14 protein-coding genes and 3 tRNA genes are annotated in these 17547 nt (G+C 31.1%); 11 read left to right on the top strand and 6 right to left on the bottom strand.

Translation table 11 applies throughout. The features are described from left to right. Nucleotides 1–173 precede the first annotated feature (173 nt). From RH98_RS12010 to RH98_RS12000, 3 genes are all read right to left on the bottom strand, one after another. A tRNA-Phe gene (locus RH98_RS12010) sits at nucleotides 174–249 on the bottom strand. A 26-nt stretch (nucleotides 250–275) separates the two neighbouring features. Beyond that, nucleotides 276–348 (bottom strand) — tRNA-Phe (locus RH98_RS12005). Between the two features lie 32 nt (nucleotides 349–380). Continuing rightward, nucleotides 381–453, bottom strand: a tRNA-Phe gene (locus RH98_RS12000). A gap of 128 nt (nucleotides 454–581) precedes the next feature. On the opposite strand from RH98_RS12000, the gene RH98_RS11995 reads away from it, so the two are divergent. The 7 genes from RH98_RS11995 (at nucleotide 582) to RH98_RS11965 (ending at nucleotide 8197) form a co-directional block, all read left to right on the top strand. Further along, nucleotides 582–1337 (top strand): type III pantothenate kinase, encoded by a 756-nt coding sequence (locus RH98_RS11995; RefSeq protein WP_010255106.1) that lies wholly within the window; start codon nucleotides 582–584, stop codon nucleotides 1335–1337. After that, nucleotides 1309–2580, top strand: a complete 1272-nt coding sequence (gene bamG / locus RH98_RS11990) for a BamG family beta-barrel-assembly machinery protein (RefSeq protein ID WP_010255105.1) — start codon at nucleotides 1309–1311, stop codon at nucleotides 2578–2580. Before RH98_RS11995 ends, bamG begins: the two co-directional genes overlap by 29 nt. 17 nt (nucleotides 2581–2597) lie before the next feature. Next, nucleotides 2598–3158, top strand: a complete 561-nt coding sequence (gene lptC, locus RH98_RS11985) for an LPS export ABC transporter periplasmic protein LptC (protein WP_010255103.1) — start codon at nucleotides 2598–2600, stop codon at nucleotides 3156–3158. After that, nucleotides 3158–3349: a hypothetical protein gene (locus RH98_RS11980; RefSeq protein WP_010255101.1), complete on the top strand. Its 192-nt coding sequence runs from the start codon at nucleotides 3158–3160 to the stop codon at nucleotides 3347–3349. The genes lptC and RH98_RS11980 overlap by 1 nt, the downstream gene beginning before the upstream one ends. 483 nt (nucleotides 3350–3832) lie before the next feature. Then, nucleotides 3833–5935, top strand: coding sequence for a peptidylprolyl isomerase (locus tag RH98_RS11975; RefSeq protein WP_010255100.1), 2103 nt, complete (start codon nucleotides 3833–3835; stop codon nucleotides 5933–5935). 115 nt (nucleotides 5936–6050) lie between these two features. After that, nucleotides 6051–6923 (top strand): ACP S-malonyltransferase, encoded by an 873-nt coding sequence (gene fabD, locus RH98_RS11970; RefSeq protein WP_010255099.1) that lies wholly within the window; start codon nucleotides 6051–6053, stop codon nucleotides 6921–6923. 86 nt (nucleotides 6924–7009) lie between these two features. Then, on the top strand, nucleotides 7010–8197 hold the full coding sequence (locus RH98_RS11965; RefSeq protein WP_026038883.1) for a multidrug effflux MFS transporter: 1188 nt from the start codon (nucleotides 7010–7012) through the stop codon (nucleotides 8195–8197). Between the two features lie 76 nt (nucleotides 8198–8273). Here the strand turns inward: RH98_RS11965 and RH98_RS11960 are convergent, their stop codons facing one another. Beyond that, nucleotides 8274–9404 (bottom strand): DegT/DnrJ/EryC1/StrS family aminotransferase, encoded by a 1131-nt coding sequence (locus tag RH98_RS11960; protein ID WP_010255096.1) that lies wholly within the window; start codon nucleotides 9402–9404, stop codon nucleotides 8274–8276. 170 nt (nucleotides 9405–9574) lie between these two features. On the opposite strand from RH98_RS11960, the gene RH98_RS11955 reads away from it, so the two are divergent. After that, complete coding sequence (locus RH98_RS11955; protein ID WP_010255095.1) at nucleotides 9575–10810, top strand: 3-deoxy-D-manno-octulosonic acid transferase; 1236 nt, start codon at nucleotides 9575–9577, stop codon at nucleotides 10808–10810. An 81-nt stretch (nucleotides 10811–10891) separates the two neighbouring features. Here the strand turns inward: RH98_RS11955 and RH98_RS11950 are convergent, their stop codons facing one another. Further along, nucleotides 10892–11731, bottom strand: a complete 840-nt coding sequence (locus RH98_RS11950; protein WP_026038882.1) for an aldo/keto reductase — start codon at nucleotides 11729–11731, stop codon at nucleotides 10892–10894. Nucleotides 11732–12516: 785 nt separating this feature from the next. Between RH98_RS11950 and RH98_RS11945 the strand changes: the two genes are divergently transcribed. Together RH98_RS11945 and RH98_RS11940 are read left to right on the top strand one after the other, a co-directional pair. Further along, nucleotides 12517–14667: a S46 family peptidase gene (locus tag RH98_RS11945; RefSeq protein WP_010255091.1), complete on the top strand. Its 2151-nt coding sequence runs from the start codon at nucleotides 12517–12519 to the stop codon at nucleotides 14665–14667. A 133-nt stretch (nucleotides 14668–14800) separates the two neighbouring features. Then, nucleotides 14801–15031 carry a hypothetical protein gene (locus RH98_RS11940; RefSeq protein ID WP_010255088.1) on the top strand — a complete coding sequence of 77 codons (231 nt, stop codon included), beginning with the start codon at nucleotides 14801–14803 and terminating at the stop codon, nucleotides 15029–15031. A gap of 73 nt (nucleotides 15032–15104) precedes the next feature. Here the strand turns inward: RH98_RS11940 and RH98_RS11935 are convergent, their stop codons facing one another. Beyond that, nucleotides 15105–16616 (bottom strand): GH3 auxin-responsive promoter family protein, encoded by a 1512-nt coding sequence (locus RH98_RS11935; RefSeq protein WP_010255085.1) that lies wholly within the window; start codon nucleotides 16614–16616, stop codon nucleotides 15105–15107. A 109-nt stretch (nucleotides 16617–16725) separates the two neighbouring features. On the opposite strand from RH98_RS11935, the gene RH98_RS11930 reads away from it, so the two are divergent. Beyond that, a complete protein-coding gene (locus tag RH98_RS11930; protein WP_010255083.1) occupies nucleotides 16726–17523 on the top strand; it encodes a DUF2797 domain-containing protein in 798 nt (265 codons plus the stop codon). The last annotated feature ends 24 nt before the right edge of the window (nucleotides 17524–17547 follow it).

Raw genomic sequence — 17547 nt, 5'->3', positions numbered from 1 at the left:
CGTATGATGTATAGAGGAGTGAGAGATAAGTCGTTTTTCCTTTTCAGATTGACCAAACTTTTTGCCTAGTCCCCAACTTTTGAACTTGATCCCTTTTGCACTTGATCCCACTTTTGGGACTGATCCATAATATATGCAGTATAAAAAAAGCCGATACTTACGTATCGGCTTTCTGGTGGTGCCTCCAGGAATCGAACCAGGGACACAAGGATTTTCAGTCCTTTGCTCTACCAACTGAGCTAAGGCACCAGTGGATTATACAATAAGAATATTAGTGGTGCCTCCAGGAATCGAACCAGGGACACAAGGATTTTCAGTCCTTTGCTCTACCAACTGAGCTAAGGCACCTCAATTTCTTATTGCTGTTAAAGGTAATTTAGTGGTGCCTCCAGGAATCGAACCAGGGACACAAGGATTTTCAGTCCTTTGCTCTACCAACTGAGCTAAGGCACCAAATGCCTTTAACAACTCGAGAATCTTGTTCTCTTAAGCGGTTGCAAATATAGAACACATTTTCATACTTCCAAAACTTTTTAATAAAAAAATCATTCACTACCTTTGACAAATCTAAACAAACACTAATGATTCTAACCGTAGATATCGGCAATACAAGAACCAAAATAGCTCTATTTGAAAACAATAGCATTTCAAAAACAGAAATATTTGAGAAAGAAAACTTTTTAAAAAATTTTCAACTTTTTTTTAAAGAACTACCAAAAGACACTAAAATAATTCTTTCGTCAGTAGGTAAAGTAGATATTGAGGCTATTGAATGGTTGCAACAAAACACGAATTTAATCACTATAACGCATAATACAACTTTCCCTTTCATAAATAAATATGCAACTCCACATACTCTTGGCATAGATAGAATGGTTTTATCTGCAGGTGCAGTATTAAATTATCCCAATGCACATAGATTAATTATTGACGTGGGAACTTGCATTACTTATGATTTTATAAATAAAGATAATGAATATCTAGGTGGAGCGATATCACCTGGAATTAAGTTGCGCTATAAATCATTAAATGATTATACTGCCAAACTTCCTTTACTCTCCCCTACTAATATTGATTTTATTATAGGCAATAGTACAGAAAAAGCAATACATTCGGGAATAATAAATGGAGTATGTCTAGAAATTGATGGTATTATTAATTCTTACAAGCAGTTATATCCTGAATTAACAATAATTTTAACAGGTGGGGATACACTTTTTTTGGACAAAAGATTAAAAAATATAATATTTGCTAATTCAAACTTTTTATTAGAGAGTTTGAACACTTTATATCAATACATAATTGAAAATGATAAAAAAAATTCTTCTAAGCTTTAGCTTGGTATTTGGAACAGCTGCCGTAGCGCAACAAGGAACCGCATCTCCATATTCATTCTATGGAGTTGGAGACCAAAACTCTAATATTACAAACGAGTACAAAGCTATGGGAGGTACAAGTGTTTACAGTGATAGTATACACCTGAATCTAAAAAACCCAGCTACTTTGGGTTCTTTACAAAAAACAACCTTTTCATTAGGAGCAACTTCTAAATTCTATGACTTCAAATCCGATCACCATAGTGATAATGTAAAGAGACAAACTCTGGATTATGTCGCGTTAGGATTTCCTCTTATAAATGAAAAACTAGGTGTAATGTTTGGATTACTACCTTTTTCTAATGTAGGCTACAAAATGACAGGTCTTCATACAAATGCTGAAGGAAGAATTACAACGAATTCTTACGAAGGAGATGGTGGAGTAAATAAAGTTTTTTTAGCTTTAGGATATAAAGTAATGCCAAATCTACAAGTTGGTATTGATGCAGGGTATAATTTTGGTCATACGGACAATGACACATATACTTGGATTAAAGACCGTGGTGACGGAATAGCTTTAGCTACTCAAACATTAGAACAAAGAAGAATTGACTATAAGGGTTTCTCATTAAATCTAGCAGCTCAATATGCTGGTAAATTTAAAGACTACGATTGGCAAGCTAACATTACCTATAGCCCAGAAATACAGTGGACAACAGATAATGTTACAAAATTGCAGACATACGATGTTTACAACCCTGGTCGTATTTTAGATCAAATGACAATGACTGATGCCAGCAAAAAAATGAAAAACCCACAAGTTCTATCAGTAGGGACAGGTATCGGAAAAAACATGAAATGGTTTGTAGGTGGTCAATTTACTTTTACAGAGAACAGTAAATTATCAACTACTTGGAATACATCGCCAATTGCTTCTTTCGAAAACTCTAGAAGATATTCTGTAGGTGGTTTTTATATTCCTAAGTACTATTCTTATGTTAGTTACTTTGATAGAATTACTTATAGAGCGGGACTTCGTTATGAAAACACAGGTTTAGTTTTAAATAATACTTCAATAAATGACTACGCATTATCAGCAGGTTTTGGTTTCCCAATTGGTAGAAACGGTACAAACTTAAATGTTGGTTTTGAATATGGTCAAAGAGGTACAAAATCACATGATTTAATTAAAGAAAACTACTTTAATATGTCAGTTGGTTTCTCATTAAATGACATTTGGTTTAAACGTAGAAGATTTGAATAAGATAGCATCATAACGAAATGATAAAAGCATCAAAGCGTACTATTCCTTTTTTAATTTTACTAAGTAGTATATTAATATTAACTGCTTGTGAGAGTAATTTTAAAAAAATTCATCAGTATAACACTACTACATTTTTTCCTATTGGAATAATAGATACGATGTATGGGCAATATATTGACTCAGGAAAGGTAAAAGCGATATTAATCAGTCCAAAAATGCTTGATTATACCAATGTAAAAAATCAATTTAATGAATTTCCTGAAGGTATAGAAGTCATCTTCTTTGATAAAGATAATAACAAGAATACTGTTGTATCGGATTATGCTATTAGATATGCACTGACAGGTTTAATAGATTTGCAAGGAAATGTTGTCATTACTATGCATGATGGAAAAAAATTAGAGTCAGATCAACTCTATTTTGACCAAAAAAATGATTGGTTATTTACAGAGGGGAAATATAAAGCTTCTGAAAATAAAGACAATTTTATTCAAGGAACAGGAATAGATTTTGACAGTAAATTACTTACCATAAAAACTAGAAATAGTTACGTAGAAAACCTTAAAAAAGACAAATAATGAAAGCATTGCGAATCATACCTTTTTTCTATTTATTTATAGCACTCCTTTTTATCTATGATGGAGTGACAAAAATACAAGCTAGCGAATCTAACTTTTGGTTAAGTTTTGTAATAGCAGGAGTAGCAATTTTCATGTTCTTTTTTAGAAGAAAATTTGCTAAGCGAATGGACAATTACAACAAAAAGTAAATATTATAAAACAAGAGCGGGATATACTAAAATAGATATCCCGCTCTTGTTTTATATCACCTTAATTTAAGGCTTTCTATAATATATTTAAGATTGCAAAATTCTTAGATAATGTCATTAGTAAAATCTAATATTCTAGAATAAACTTAAACTAACAAAACACTTTTATCTTATAAATTTATATAGTTTACACAAGGAAATAGATACCCCATACAATTACGCTACAATTTGAGTAAATCATAAAAAACTTAACAAACAGTAAAACAATTCTCTTTTCCTAAGGCATTAAGATGCTTATTCTCAATACTATTATTACAAATAATTTTCTTCTTAAATAATTATTAAAAGAATCTTTCACTAATTCGCAGTATTAAATAATAAAAAAAGCATCATAAATACTAAAATAATAACACTACCCCTTTTATTATTAATAAGATAATTGTATTTTCGCTCACTGAAAAAAATTACACATAATAAAAAAGCATGGCAGTTTTATCAAAAATTAGACAAAAGTCCGCACTGTTAATTGCAGTAATTGGAATTGCTTTATTAGCATTCGTCATTGGTGACGTTGTTAGAAGTACTGGTGGAGGCATGTCTCGCAACATTGGCGAGGTTAATGGTCAAGAAATTAACACACAGGAATTTCTGCATAAGGTAACCCAAGCAGAAAAAAATGGTCAAATGAGTAATACTCAAGCATCTATTGCTGTTTGGAATAATGAGGTAAACAATATCATTCTTACTTCTGAGTTTGAAAAACTTGGTTTACAAATTGGTCCAGATCAATTAGTAAACGTTGTAAAATCACATCCTTCTTTTGCTAATGACCCTAACTTTCAAAATGAATTAGGACAGTTTAGCATTGAGAAATTCAATTCTTTTGTCTTAATGATGAAAAATTCAGGACAAGAGCAATGGAATGCATGGTTAGCTTATGAGAAAGAATTAGAGAAATTTGGTTTACAACAAATGTTCTTTGCTTTAATTCAAGGAGGAATGTATACAACACAAGCTGATGCTAAAGCTGTATATACTGCTGAGAATGATAAAGTATCTTTTGATTATGTTACTGTACCTTATTCGACAGTTAACAATGAAGAGGCTGCTATCGATGATGCTTCTATCATCAATTATATGAAACAACATGAGAATAGATTCAAATCTGAATTAACTAGTGAGTTAGAGTACGCTTACATTCCTAGTGTTCCTTCAGATAACGATAAAGAAGCAGTAAAAGAAATCATAGAAGGCTATTTACAGCCAACTGTACAATATAATGCTGAAACTAAAAAGAATGATACCCTTCCTGGATTTAAAACAGTGAAAGATATTGAATCATTCGTAAATGCAAATTCAGATATTAAATTTGATACTCTTTACTACGCTAAGAAAGATTTACCATTAGAGTACCAAGAAGAATTATATAATCTACCTGTAGGACAAGTATATGGTCCTTACGTAATGGGAGACTACTATTGCATTACAAGAGCTGTTGATAAAAAAGCAGGAGCTAGTGTAGATGCTGCACATATATTAATTTCTTACCAAGGTGCTGCAGTACCAGGAGCTAGTAGATCAAAAGACGAAGCTAAAGCTAAAGCAGAAGAAATACTAAAAAAAGTACAAGCTGATCCATCTTCATTTGCATCAGTTGCTGCTTTAGAAACAGAAGATCCAGGCTCAAAAAATAACGGTGGAAAATATGAAGGTATTGCAAAAGGACAAATGGTTAAACCTTTTGATGAATTTATTTTCAATAATGCAGCTGGTAAAATAGGTCTAGTGGAAACTGACTTTGGATTCCATGTTATTCAAGTTGTTTCTAAAAACGATGGTGTTAAATTAGCAACTATCGCAAGACAAATAGAAGTATCTGATGCTACTGCTGATGAGTTATTTACTAAAGCAACAACTCTAGAACAAGATGCTACTAAAGCAACTGATTTCTTAGCAACTGCTACTGACTTAGGTTTCAAAATCGAGAAAGATGTAACTGTACGTCCTTTTGAAGAGGCATTACCAGGTATTGGTAACCAACGTTCAATCATTACTTGGGCTTTTAATAAAGACACTAAAGATGGTGACACAAAACGTTTTGACAATGCTGATGGACATGTTATTGTAAAACTTAAATCTAAAAACAATACTGGTCTTTTACCTTTAGAAGAAGCAAGACCAATCATAGAGCCTATCTTAATGAATGAGAAGAAAGCTGAAATCATAAGAAAGAAAATGAACGGTTCTACTATTGAAGAAGTTTCAAAAAATACTAATGCATCTATCGCAGCAGTAACTGATGTAACTTTAAAAGCTCCTCTTCTTACAAGTATTGGTTATGAACCAACTGTTGTAGGAACAGCTATAGCTACAGCTATCGACGCTAATTCTAAACTTATCAATGGACTACAAGGTGTCTACATGGTTAAAACAAAAAACCTTGATAAAGCAACTGCTCTTAATAACTATGATTCTTATAAAAATAGAATTGAAAATCAAGAAAGAAGCTATGTTCAAATGAGAGTTATGAATGTACTTAAAGACAAAGCAAAAATTAAAGATAATAGAGTTGGTATTTTACAATAATATTATTACAAATTATAAACTAAAAGCCATTCGCATTGCGAATGGCTTTTTTTATTGGCATTGGATTAAATAATAAAAATACCGTATTTTTGTATTTCAATTTAAAACTAGACTTATGAAGGCATATGTTTTTCCAGGTCAAGGAGCCCAATTCACAGGAATGGGAAAAGACTTGTACGAAAATTCAGCAATTGCTAAAGAAATGTTTGAAAAAGCTAATGAAATTTTAGGCTTTAGAATTACAGATATAATGTTTGAAGGAACAGCAGACCAATTAAAAGAAACAAAAGTTACACAACCAGCAGTATTTTTGCATTCCGTTATTTTGGCTAAAACATTAGAAGACTTTAAACCAGAAATGGTAGCTGGTCACTCTCTAGGTGAATTTTCTGCTTTAGTAGCTAATGGTACTTTAGCTTTTGAAGATGCTCTAAAATTAGTTTCTAAGAGAGCTTTAGCAATGCAAAAGGCTTGCGAAATAAAACCATCTACTATGGCTGCCGTTTTAGGACTAGAAGATGAAATAGTAGAAAAAATTTGTAATGAAATTGACGGTGTGGTAGTAGCTGCAAACTATAATTGTCCTGGTCAATTAGTAATCTCTGGGGAAACATCAGCTGTAGAAAAAGCATGTGAAGCATTAAAAGAAGCTGGTGCAAAACGTGCACTGATCCTTCTTGTTGGTGGAGCTTTCCACTCACCTATGATGGAACCTGCAAGAGAAGAACTAGCTGCTGCAATTGAATCAACTACTTTCAATCAGCCTACTTGTCCTGTTTATCAAAATGTAACAGCTAGTGCTGTAAACAATCCTGATGAAATTAAAAAGAATCTAATACTTCAGTTGACTGCTCCTGTTAAATGGACACAGTCTGTACAGCAAATGATTGCAGATGGAGCAACTTCTTTTACTGAAGTTGGACCAGGGAAAGTGTTAGTAGGATTAATTAAAAAAATCAATAAAGATTCTGAAACACATTCAGCATAGACTTATATTATTTTTTACAACAATATTATTATTAACTAAAATCCTTGGTCTTAAATTAACCAAGGATTTTCTATTTCTTAAAAAAATTGGAAAAACTCTCAATGCAAGAGTGGATATTAATATTCACTCTTGTAAGCTTAACAGCATTAGGTCCTTTAGCAATAGACATGTATTTACCAGCATTTCCAACAATTGCAAAAGATTTAAGTACTGAAATCAATCGAGTACAAATATCGCTATCTACCTTCTTAGGTGGTTTAGCTATTGGTCAATTATTTTGGGGACCAATATCTGATAAGTATGGATGTAAACGACCTATTTTAATATCGCTATCCATATTTATTATCTCTTCATTGGCTTGTATTTATGTACAGGAAATTAAAGTAATGTGGTTTTATCGCTTTTTACAAGCTTTTGGTAGTAGTGGTGGTGTCGTTATAGCAAGAGCAATTGTAAATAAACGTTTTGACAAAGACCATACCCTTAAGATATTTAGTATTCTTGCATTAATTGGAGGAATAGCTCCTATTATGGCACCTATACTAGGAAACGTAATCCTTAAATTCTTTGATTGGCAACACGTATTTACAGCAATGGCATGTTTTGCTACTCTAAGTATATTAATGACGACATTCTTCTTAAAAGAAGATCCACCAACTGTTTCGAATACCAATCATAAACTTCAAACGATATTAAAGAATTACAGCAACCTCTTTAAGCATAAAATTTTTATTACTTATACAGTAATAGGAAGTATAGCGTATAGCTGTTTAATGCTTTATATTTCGAATTCTCCTGTATTAGTAATGGAGGCAGGAGGATTGTCAAGTACACAATTTAGTTTTGTCTTTATGCTTAACTCATGTGGTTTAATGCTAGGGTCATTTCTAACCTCATCTGTCTTACGCAAAAGATTAGATCCAAAAGACATTATAAAACTTGGAAGTAGTATTCAAATTGTATCTGCAGGGGTATTATGGTTACTTATTGACCTTAATTTATCTATCTATTTACAATTAATTCCATTATTTTTCTTTGTCTTGCCATTAGGTATGCTTTTCCCAACATCAACCACATTAGCACTAGCTCCCTTTAAAGCAGAATCAGGAACTGCCTCTGCTCTATTCGGTGCATCCCAACTAGCATTTACATTTATAACATCTGTTTTATTAAACAGCTTAAATAACGGAAAAATGACTATTGTAGCACTATCGCTAATGGCATGTGCAATTGTATCTTTTATCATTAATCACTATACATATCCTAAAAAATAAGTATTAAAATTTAAGAATAAAAAAAGAGGTGATTTACAATATGTAAATCACCTCTTTTTTATATTTATCGATATTACTATCCTAGAAACGCTTTAATTTCGTCAGTAATAAACTTAATTTGATCATCTTCTAATTCAGAATGCATTGGTAGAGAAAGTACTTCTTGAACTAATTGATTAGTAACAGGGAAATCTTCTTCTTTATAACGTGGATCCAAATAAGCTTTTTGAAGATGCAGTGGTATTGGATAATAAATAGCGCATGGAATACCTTTAGACTGTAAATGTGCCATTAAACCATTTCTATCTGCATTTACAATACGCAATGTATATTGGTGAAACACATGACTATCATCATTCCCTTCAATCTTTGGAGTAATGATATTCGGATGGTTAGCTAATGCTTCTGAATATTTTTTAGCAGCATTCTTTCTAGCATTATTATAAGAATCTAATTTTGGTAGTTTAGCATTTAAAACCGCTGCTTGAATGCTATCTAAACGAGAGTTTACTCCTACAACATCATGGTGATAACGCTCATACATACCATGATTAACAATACCTCTAATGATATGAGCTAAATTGTCATCATTTGTAAAAATAGCACCACCATCTCCATAACAACCAAGATTTTTTGATGGGAAAAACGATGTAGCACTTACATGACCTACAGTACCTGTCTTAACTTTCTTACCGTCACTATACGTATAATCAGCACCAATTCCTTGTGCGTTATCTTCAATTACATATAAGTTATGTTCTTTAGCTACTTCCATGATAGCCTCCATATTAGCAGCTTGTCCAAATAAGTGAACTGGAACAATCGCTTTTGTACGAGGAGTAATAGCTTTTTTAAGCGCTTCGATTGATATATTAAAAGAATCTGGGCACACATCTACTAAAACTGGTGTTAACTTTAATAAAGCAATAACTTCTACAGTTGCAGCAAAAGTAAAATCAGCTGTTATCACTTCATCACCTTCTTTTAATCCTAATCCCATCATAGCGATTTGTAAAGCATCAGTTCCATTTGCACATGGAATTACATGTTTTACTCCTAAATACTTTTCTAAATTTTCTTGAAAAGAATGAACTTGAGGTCCATTTACAAAAGCTGTAGTTTCTAAAACTTCTTGAATTGAAGCATTTACTTCATCTTTAATTCCTTCATATTGACTTTTCAAGTCAACCATTTGAATTTTTTTCATCCTAATATTCTTTAGTATCTTAAAGCCATATATACTGTTGTTCAAAAACTTAACACTACAAACAGCTAATTTTTCTGATTTTATTTATCTCTACAAAAATAATAAATTCTTAGCTCCAAAGCTTATTCTTTATTGAAAGAAACGTAATTTCGCTACATAAAGTTTTTAATATGTTTTTTATCTATAATATAATCACTTATATAGTCCAATTTGTTCTACAAATAGTTGCTCTATTTAATAAAAAAATCAGCCTTTTTATCAAGGGAAGAAAAGAGTCATTTTCCATATTAAAAGATAAAATAAATCCTAATGACAAAGTATTCTGGATACATGTTGCTTCGTTAGGAGAATATGAACAAGGGTTACCTATCATGGAAAAGCTAAAAGAAAAGTTTCCTACTCATAAAATTGTACTTACTTTTTTCTCCCCTTCTGGTTATGAAGTAAAAAAGAATAATGCCATTGCAGATGCTACTATATATCTACCTATGGATACAAATAAAAATGCCAAACATTTTTTACAGTTAGTACATCCTGAAAAGATATTTTTTGTAAAATATGAATATTGGCCAAACTATTTAAACCAAATAAAAAAGCATAAAATCCCTACCTATCTTGTATCTGGAATTTTACGACCAGACCAAGTTTTCTTTAAATCGTATGGATCGTTTTACAGAAAAGCTCTAGATGCATTTACCTATTTTTTTGTACAAAATCAAATTTCTAGAGATTTACTAAATAGCATAGGAAAAGAGAATGTGTCTATTGTAGGTGATACTAGATTTGATCGTGTAAGTCAGATACTAGAAAAAGACAATCAGCTTACATTCTTAGATGACTTTACTAATGATAAAACAGTAGATACAATCGTAATTGGGAGTTCCTGGCCAGAAGATGAAAAATTGATTGCAACCTATATTAATAGCCATAAAGAAAACAACGTAAAATATATTTTTGCACCACACAATATTAAAAAGGAACAAATTGATAATTTAGTTAACGCACTTAATGTACCAACAGTTTTACACTCACAACATACAAACAGTGATTTAAAAAACACTAAAGTGTACATTATAGATACTTATAGCTTATTGACTAAAGCTTATAGCTACGCTACAATTGCATATATAGGCGGTGGCTTTGGAAGTGGTATTCACAATATACTAGAAGCGGCAACTTATGGAGTACCTGTAATTATAGGACCTAATTATAAAAAATTCCAAGAAGCAAAAGATCTTATCTCATTAGGGGGTTGTATTGTCATTAAAAACCAAGAAGAATTAGACGCAAACTTTGATAGACTTTTAAAAAATAAGGCAAAATGTAAAGAGTTAGGAGCTATAAACAATGATTTTATTCTTAGAAATAAAAATGCAACTGACAAGATAATACAACATATATTTTAAAGTTAAAAAGGCAGTTAAACCTAGAGTTTATCTGCCTTTTTTATATGAATTAATAATTGTACTATACATGAACTTTTAAAATTAAAAGTCTATGGAATCAGGATTTTGTCCCGAACCACCAATATAAGGTAAATTATCGATAGCCACAACATCACTATCTTCAATGTTAAAATTAAAAATATTTAAGTTGTTTTTCATTCGTTCAATACTAGATGATTTAGGAATTGGCAGATGTCCTTTTTGTATTATCCATCTAAGGCATAATTGAGCTACTGATACATTATATTTTGCAGCAATCCTTTGTAACTCCATATTATCTAAAACATTCCCTCGTCCTAAAGGACTCCATGCTTCTACTAAGATATCTTCTTTTTCACAATAGTTAATGATATCCTCTTGTAGAAACCCAGGATGAAATTCTAATTGATTTACCATGGGTTTTATATCAGCAGTAGCAATTAAGGGTTCTAAATGATGTTTCTGAAAATTACTTATCCCGATTGCTCTTACGAGCCCTTTATTGTAGAGATACTCAAATGCCTTCCAAGTTTCAGAATTAATTTGCTGCCAATCTTCAAATTGATGAGCGGCTGCAGGCCAGTGTATCAAATATAAATCGATATAATCTACCTCTAAATTATTTAAAGAAATCTCAAAGGCTTTCAATGTTTGATCATAACCTCTGTCAGCATTCCAAAGTTTGGTAGTAAGAAAAATATCCTTTCTATCAATATCCGTTTCTGATAATGCTTTACCTATACTAACTTCATTTTTATAAAAATAAGCAGTATCTATATGTCTATACCCTACCTCTAAAGCTGTCAGCACTGTTTTCACTGTTTCATCTCCTTCTGCTAATTTCCAAGTTCCAAAACCAATTTTAGGAACTAGAACTCCATTACTCAGTTTATAATTCATCATTTTTTACCTATTTACTAATTACAAGAAAGGTACTAAAACTATAAATAACAGAACTAAAAAGTAGCTAATAATATCAAAATTTATAGCAATAATTCAAATTATGGTGACGACATAAATTTACAAGATGAGCTTTATCTTAAATAGTTTCAGAAATCTATGGTATCAAGAAATGGAAGAACTAGCCTCTAAGATTTTAAAAAATATAACCTTTTTACTACTCGTTTTAAGTTTTCGATAAACACTTTTAATTATCTAAGCGAAATAAAAAACACCTCACTTTTTTTAACCACAAAAAAACATATCTAATTAAAATACAACACCTTAGCTTAAAAATGATTTAATGAGTGAAAATTGGAGTGCTTGCTTAAGCCAGTATTCATAAGCATTAGAGCAAATTCCTTCAACACTTCTTCAACACTTCCCCTTGATTGCTCCATATAGAGGGCTATTTGTTGAAGGAATCTTAAAGAAGTGTTGACGCATTGTTGAAAAAATCATAGCTTCTATAGTAATAAAGGTATATACGGAATGAAATATTCCAAGAATCATTTTAGGCACTCCTCTTCAACAAGACTTTGAAATAATTAGATAAACTCATCTTGACTTTTTAGTATTCTGAAATTTCTATAACTCTTCTTCTTTATTTTACAAAAGTCAAGACAACCTCAAATAGCAAAACCTCAACAAAACAATAGTTCGACAAAAAGAGCAAATAAAAAACTACTTTACCCTTTAAGCTATAAATTGTATCTTGCCGCGAAATACAATTCTAACTAACACTTTTTATGAATTTAAAAATTAAACATTTATTTAAAGCGCTACTAGTTCTTGTTGCCTTGCCTATCTACGGTCAACAAGGAGGTATGTGGATTCCTTCTCTTTTAAAAGGAATGAATGAAACTGAGATGCAAAGTCTAGGGATGAAGATGTCTGTGCAAGATATTTATGATGTCAATAATTCTAGTATGAAGGATGCAGTACCTCATTTTAATGGAGGTTGTACTTCAGAAGTTATATCTCCACAAGGTTTATTATTAACAAACCACCACTGTGGTTACGGACAGATACAAGCGCATTCTTCTGTAGAAAATGATTATTTAGCAAATGGTTTTTGGGCAAAATCACAAGCAGAAGAATTACCTAACGATAATTTAGAAGTTACTTTTATAGTACGTATAGAAGATGTAACAAAAGATGTAATGTCTGGAATCAATCCAAAAGATTCTGAACAAGTAAAACAATCTAAAATTGCACAAAACATTGCAAAAACAGTAGCTAATTTCCCTAAAGAGAGTTACCAAGAGAATAAAATAAAATCTTTCTTTGAAGGAAACCAATATATCTTATTCGTAACAGAAACTTTTACTGATGTAAGACTAGTAGGTGCTCCACCATCTTCAATAGGAAAATTTGGATCTGATACTGATAACTGGGTTTGGCCACGTCACACAGGAGATTTTTCTTTATTCCGCATATATGCAAATAAAGATAACAAACCAGCTCTGTACTCAAAAGATAATGTACCATACCGTCCAAAATATTTCTTCCCTATTTCATTAGATGGAATATCTGAAGGAGATTTTACAATGGTATTTGGTTACCCAGGAAGAACTCAAGAATATCTACCATCTTTTGCAGTTGAGCAAATTGTAAATGATTTAAATCCAGTAAGAATTGGTGTACGTGACTCAGCATTAAAAATTATTGATGAATATATGCGTGCTGAGCAAAATATCAAGATTCAATATGCTTCTAAATATGCAAGTACAGCTAATTATTGGAAAAAATGGATTGGTGAAAGTCTTGGTTTAAAAAGAACAAATGCTGTAGAAGCAAAACAAGCTTTTGAAAAAGATTTTATTGAAAGAGCTAACAAAAATAAAAAGACCAAAGCTTATGCTGATATCTTGCCGCAATTCGAGAAATTATATAAAGAAATAACTCCGTATGCAGTTAGTAAAGACTTCTTTACAGAAGTAGCATTAAGAAATGCTGAATTACTTTCTTCTGCATGGAAAGTATTTGCTCTTGAAAAATCTTTTACTAATGCTACTTCTTTTGATAATAAAAAAGCTAGTATAATAAATAGCCAAGAGCGTTTTTATAAAAATTACAGCCCAAAAGTTGACGAAAAAGTATTTGAAGCTATAGTAAGTAAATATGCTAATGAAGCTCCAAAAGAATTCTTACCTTCAATCTTAAAAAATGCTGATATTCCAGCAATAACAAAAGAAATCTATAAAGAGAGTAAATTAACTTCTTTAGAAGGTTTAAAAGAACTTTTAAATGGAGATGCTAAACAAGTTCAACAGAATCTAAACAACGATAAAGGATATTTGTTTGCTAAAGCATTATTTGAAAACTACTTGCAAAATATTCTTCCTAAATACGAAGAATTAGATTTACAAATCACTGCATTGCAACGTACTTATATGAAAGCACAGTTAGATCTATATCCTGATGCTAGAATATTCCCTGATGCTAATAGTACTCTAAGAGTTACTTATGGAAAAGTTGATGGTTATTATCCAAAAGATGCAACATATTATGAGCCTGTTACTCATTTAGAGGGTATTATGGAAAAATATGTTCCAGGAGATTATGAATTTGATGTACCAGCAAAACTTGTAGAATTATATAATAATAAAGACTATGGTCAATATGCTGAAGATGGTAAATTACCTGTCAATTTTATAGCAACAAATCACACAACTGGTGGTAACTCAGGAAGTCCTGCAATAGATGCTCATGGTAATTTAATAGGCTTAAATTTTGACCGAGTTTGGGAAGGAACGATGAGCGATATTTATTACGATCCATCTATTTGTAGAAACATAATGGTCGATGCTAGATACATTTTATTCATCATAGATAAGTTTGCAGATGCAAAACATTTAATTGAAGAGATGAAATTAGTTCATCCTAAAAACAAATAAAAGCAAACATATTGATTTACTGATAATTACAATCAAATAAATTTGTAAAAAAAATAAATCAAAAAAAATTAATGGAATTAAAAAAGTTATATATTTGTCACGAATTAATAATTAACTTTTATAATTAATCAAGATGAAAAAAATCGCTTTAAGCATTGCTTTAGTAGCTATGATGGGAGTATCTTTCGTTTCTTGTAAAGAAACTGCAAAAGAACCAGCTCAAGAAGAAACAACAGTAGAAACTACAACTGAAGAAGTTGCTCCTGCAACTGAAGAAGTTAAAACTGAAGAAGTAACTGAAGAGACTACTACTGAAGAAGCTCCAGCAACTGAAGAAGTTAAAACTGAAGAAGCTGCTAAATAATTAGCAAAACTGTTCATAAAAACAAAAACCTCGCTAAGCGAGGTTTTTTTTATGTCTATAAGTCAATCATATTTTATTGCATACTTAATAGTTCTTCTAATAATTTACGCTCATTAGACAATCTCGGTACTTTATGTTGTCCTCCAAGTTTATTATTATTTTTCAACCAATCATAAAATAAGTTTTTTCTTGCTTTATGTAAAATCAAAGGATTTAAAGTCATATTATTTGTTCTTTTTGCCTCATAATCTGAATTTAAACTCTGCAAATTTTTATCTAAAACTTCTCCAAATTTAGCTAGATCCTCAGGAGCTTTAGTAAATTCGATAATCCATTCATGAGCACCTTTTTCTTTTCCATCCATAAAAATAGGAGCTACAGTATATTCAGCTACTTCAACATTAAAATCAGCAGAAGTTTTAGCAAGTGCTCTATCCGTATTTTCAATCATTAACTCTTCACCAAATACATTAATAAAATGTTTTGTACGACCAGTGATTTTAATCCTATACGGTAATAAACTTGTGAATCTAACTGTATCCCCAATTAAATAGCGCACTAATCCGGCATTCGTCGTAATGACAATCGCATAATTCTTACCTATCTCTACTTGTGATAATGGTATAATTTTTTGATTAGAAGTACCAAAAGTTTCCATTGGAATAAATTCGTAAAATATACCATAGTCAAGCATTAACAATAATTCATTACAATCATTTTGATCCTGAATAGCAAAGAACCCCTCCGAAGCATTATAAATTTCATAATATCTAAAATTATCACTAGGTAATAGCTTATGATATTGATCTCTATAAGGCTCAAAACTTACACCTCCATGAAAGTACACCTCAGCATTTGGCCATAATTCTAATAAATCATGTCTACCTGTTTCTTCTATAATTCTGTTGAATAGCACTAACATCCAAGAAGGAACTCCAGCAAAGCTGGTAACATTCTCATTTCTCACTTCATTAATAATAGCTTTCATTTTACTCTCCCACTCTGACATAAGAGATGTCTTATTACTAGGAGTGCTACTAAACTCAGCCCAAAAAGGCATATTATCAATTAGAATTGCAGACAAATCACCAAAGAAGGTATTATTGTTTTCATAGAGTTGCTTACTACCACCTAAACGTAAACTTTTACCAGTGAATAATTGTGAATTCTCATTGTTATTTAAGTAGAGGCATAATAAATCTTTAGCTGCTTTATAATGACAGTTTTCTAAAGCCTCATTACTAACAGGAATAAACTTACTTTTGGCATTAGTAGTACCACTTGATTTAGCAAACCAACGAATTGGTTCTGGCCAGAATATATTTGATTCTCCTAGGCGGGCTCTTTCTATATATGGTTCAAATTCTTCATATCTAAACAATGGAACTCTTTCTGCGAAAGTCTCATAATTTTTTATACTTCCATAATCGAACTCTTTTCCTAATAATGTTTTTTCATTATTCTTAATCAAACTGAAAAACAAATCATTTTGAACCTCATTAGGATATTTTCTAAACAAATCTATTTGGTGGATTCTCTTTTTTAGAATCCATGACGCAAAAGAATTAATAATTGTAAAAGCCATATATTTTGAATTAATCAAATATTCTTACTCTCTTATATGGAAAGTATAAAGTAGCAGACAAAAATGTTTTCGTATTTTTACTGCATATCCAAAAATAACAATTTTATTTATGCTATACGAAGGAGTTTTAAACAAAATGCAGACGGAATTTAACAGTCCTATCGAATACTACTTAGTATTTAAAAATAACTTTATTAATATTAATCAAATACTTGATCGAAAAATAAAAATAGACTTTATAGGTTATGAATGCTTAAACTGCGGTCAACATAAACAAATTTTTAGACAAGGAATGTGCAAAGAGTGCTTCTATAAAAGTGCTTCAGTAGGAGATTGGATAATGCGTCCTGAATTAAGTACTGCTCATTTAGGTATAGAAGATAGAGATTTAGAATATGAATCTAAAGTACAATTACAACCACATATCGTGTATTTAGCTGTTGCAAGTGACATTAAAGTTGGAGTAACAAGGAAAACACAAGTTCCTACAAGATGGATTGACCAAGGAGCTTCTAGAGCCATTGAAATAGTAGAAGTACCTAATCGCTATTTAGCAGGAATTACTGAGGTTGCATTAAAAGATAGTTTTACAGATAAAACGAACTGGAGACGAATGCTTCAAAATGAAATATTAGATATTAATCTAGAAGAAATACGTGATTCACTAAAAACTAAATTACCAGAGGAAGTTCAACCTTATTTTAATACAACTGATCCTAATCTATTTTCAATAGATTATCCTGTATTACAGTTTCCTGATAAAATAAAAAGCTTAAACCTAGAGAAGACCCCTTCCTTTGAAGGCAGACTTAAAGGAGTGAAAGGTCAATATTTAATATTTGAAGATAATACAGTATTTAATATTCGTACTTACGAAGGATATGTAGTTAGATTAGAAATTGAATAAGATCATAATTTGATATAATAAAAA

It is taken from the genome of Myroides injenensis M09-0166 (assembly GCF_000246945.1).
GTDB classification, from domain to species: domain Bacteria; phylum Bacteroidota; class Bacteroidia; order Flavobacteriales; family Flavobacteriaceae; genus Flavobacterium; species Flavobacterium injenense.
The sequence above is the reverse complement of the archived record's forward strand: the minus strand, read 5'-3'. Positions and strand labels throughout refer to the sequence as shown.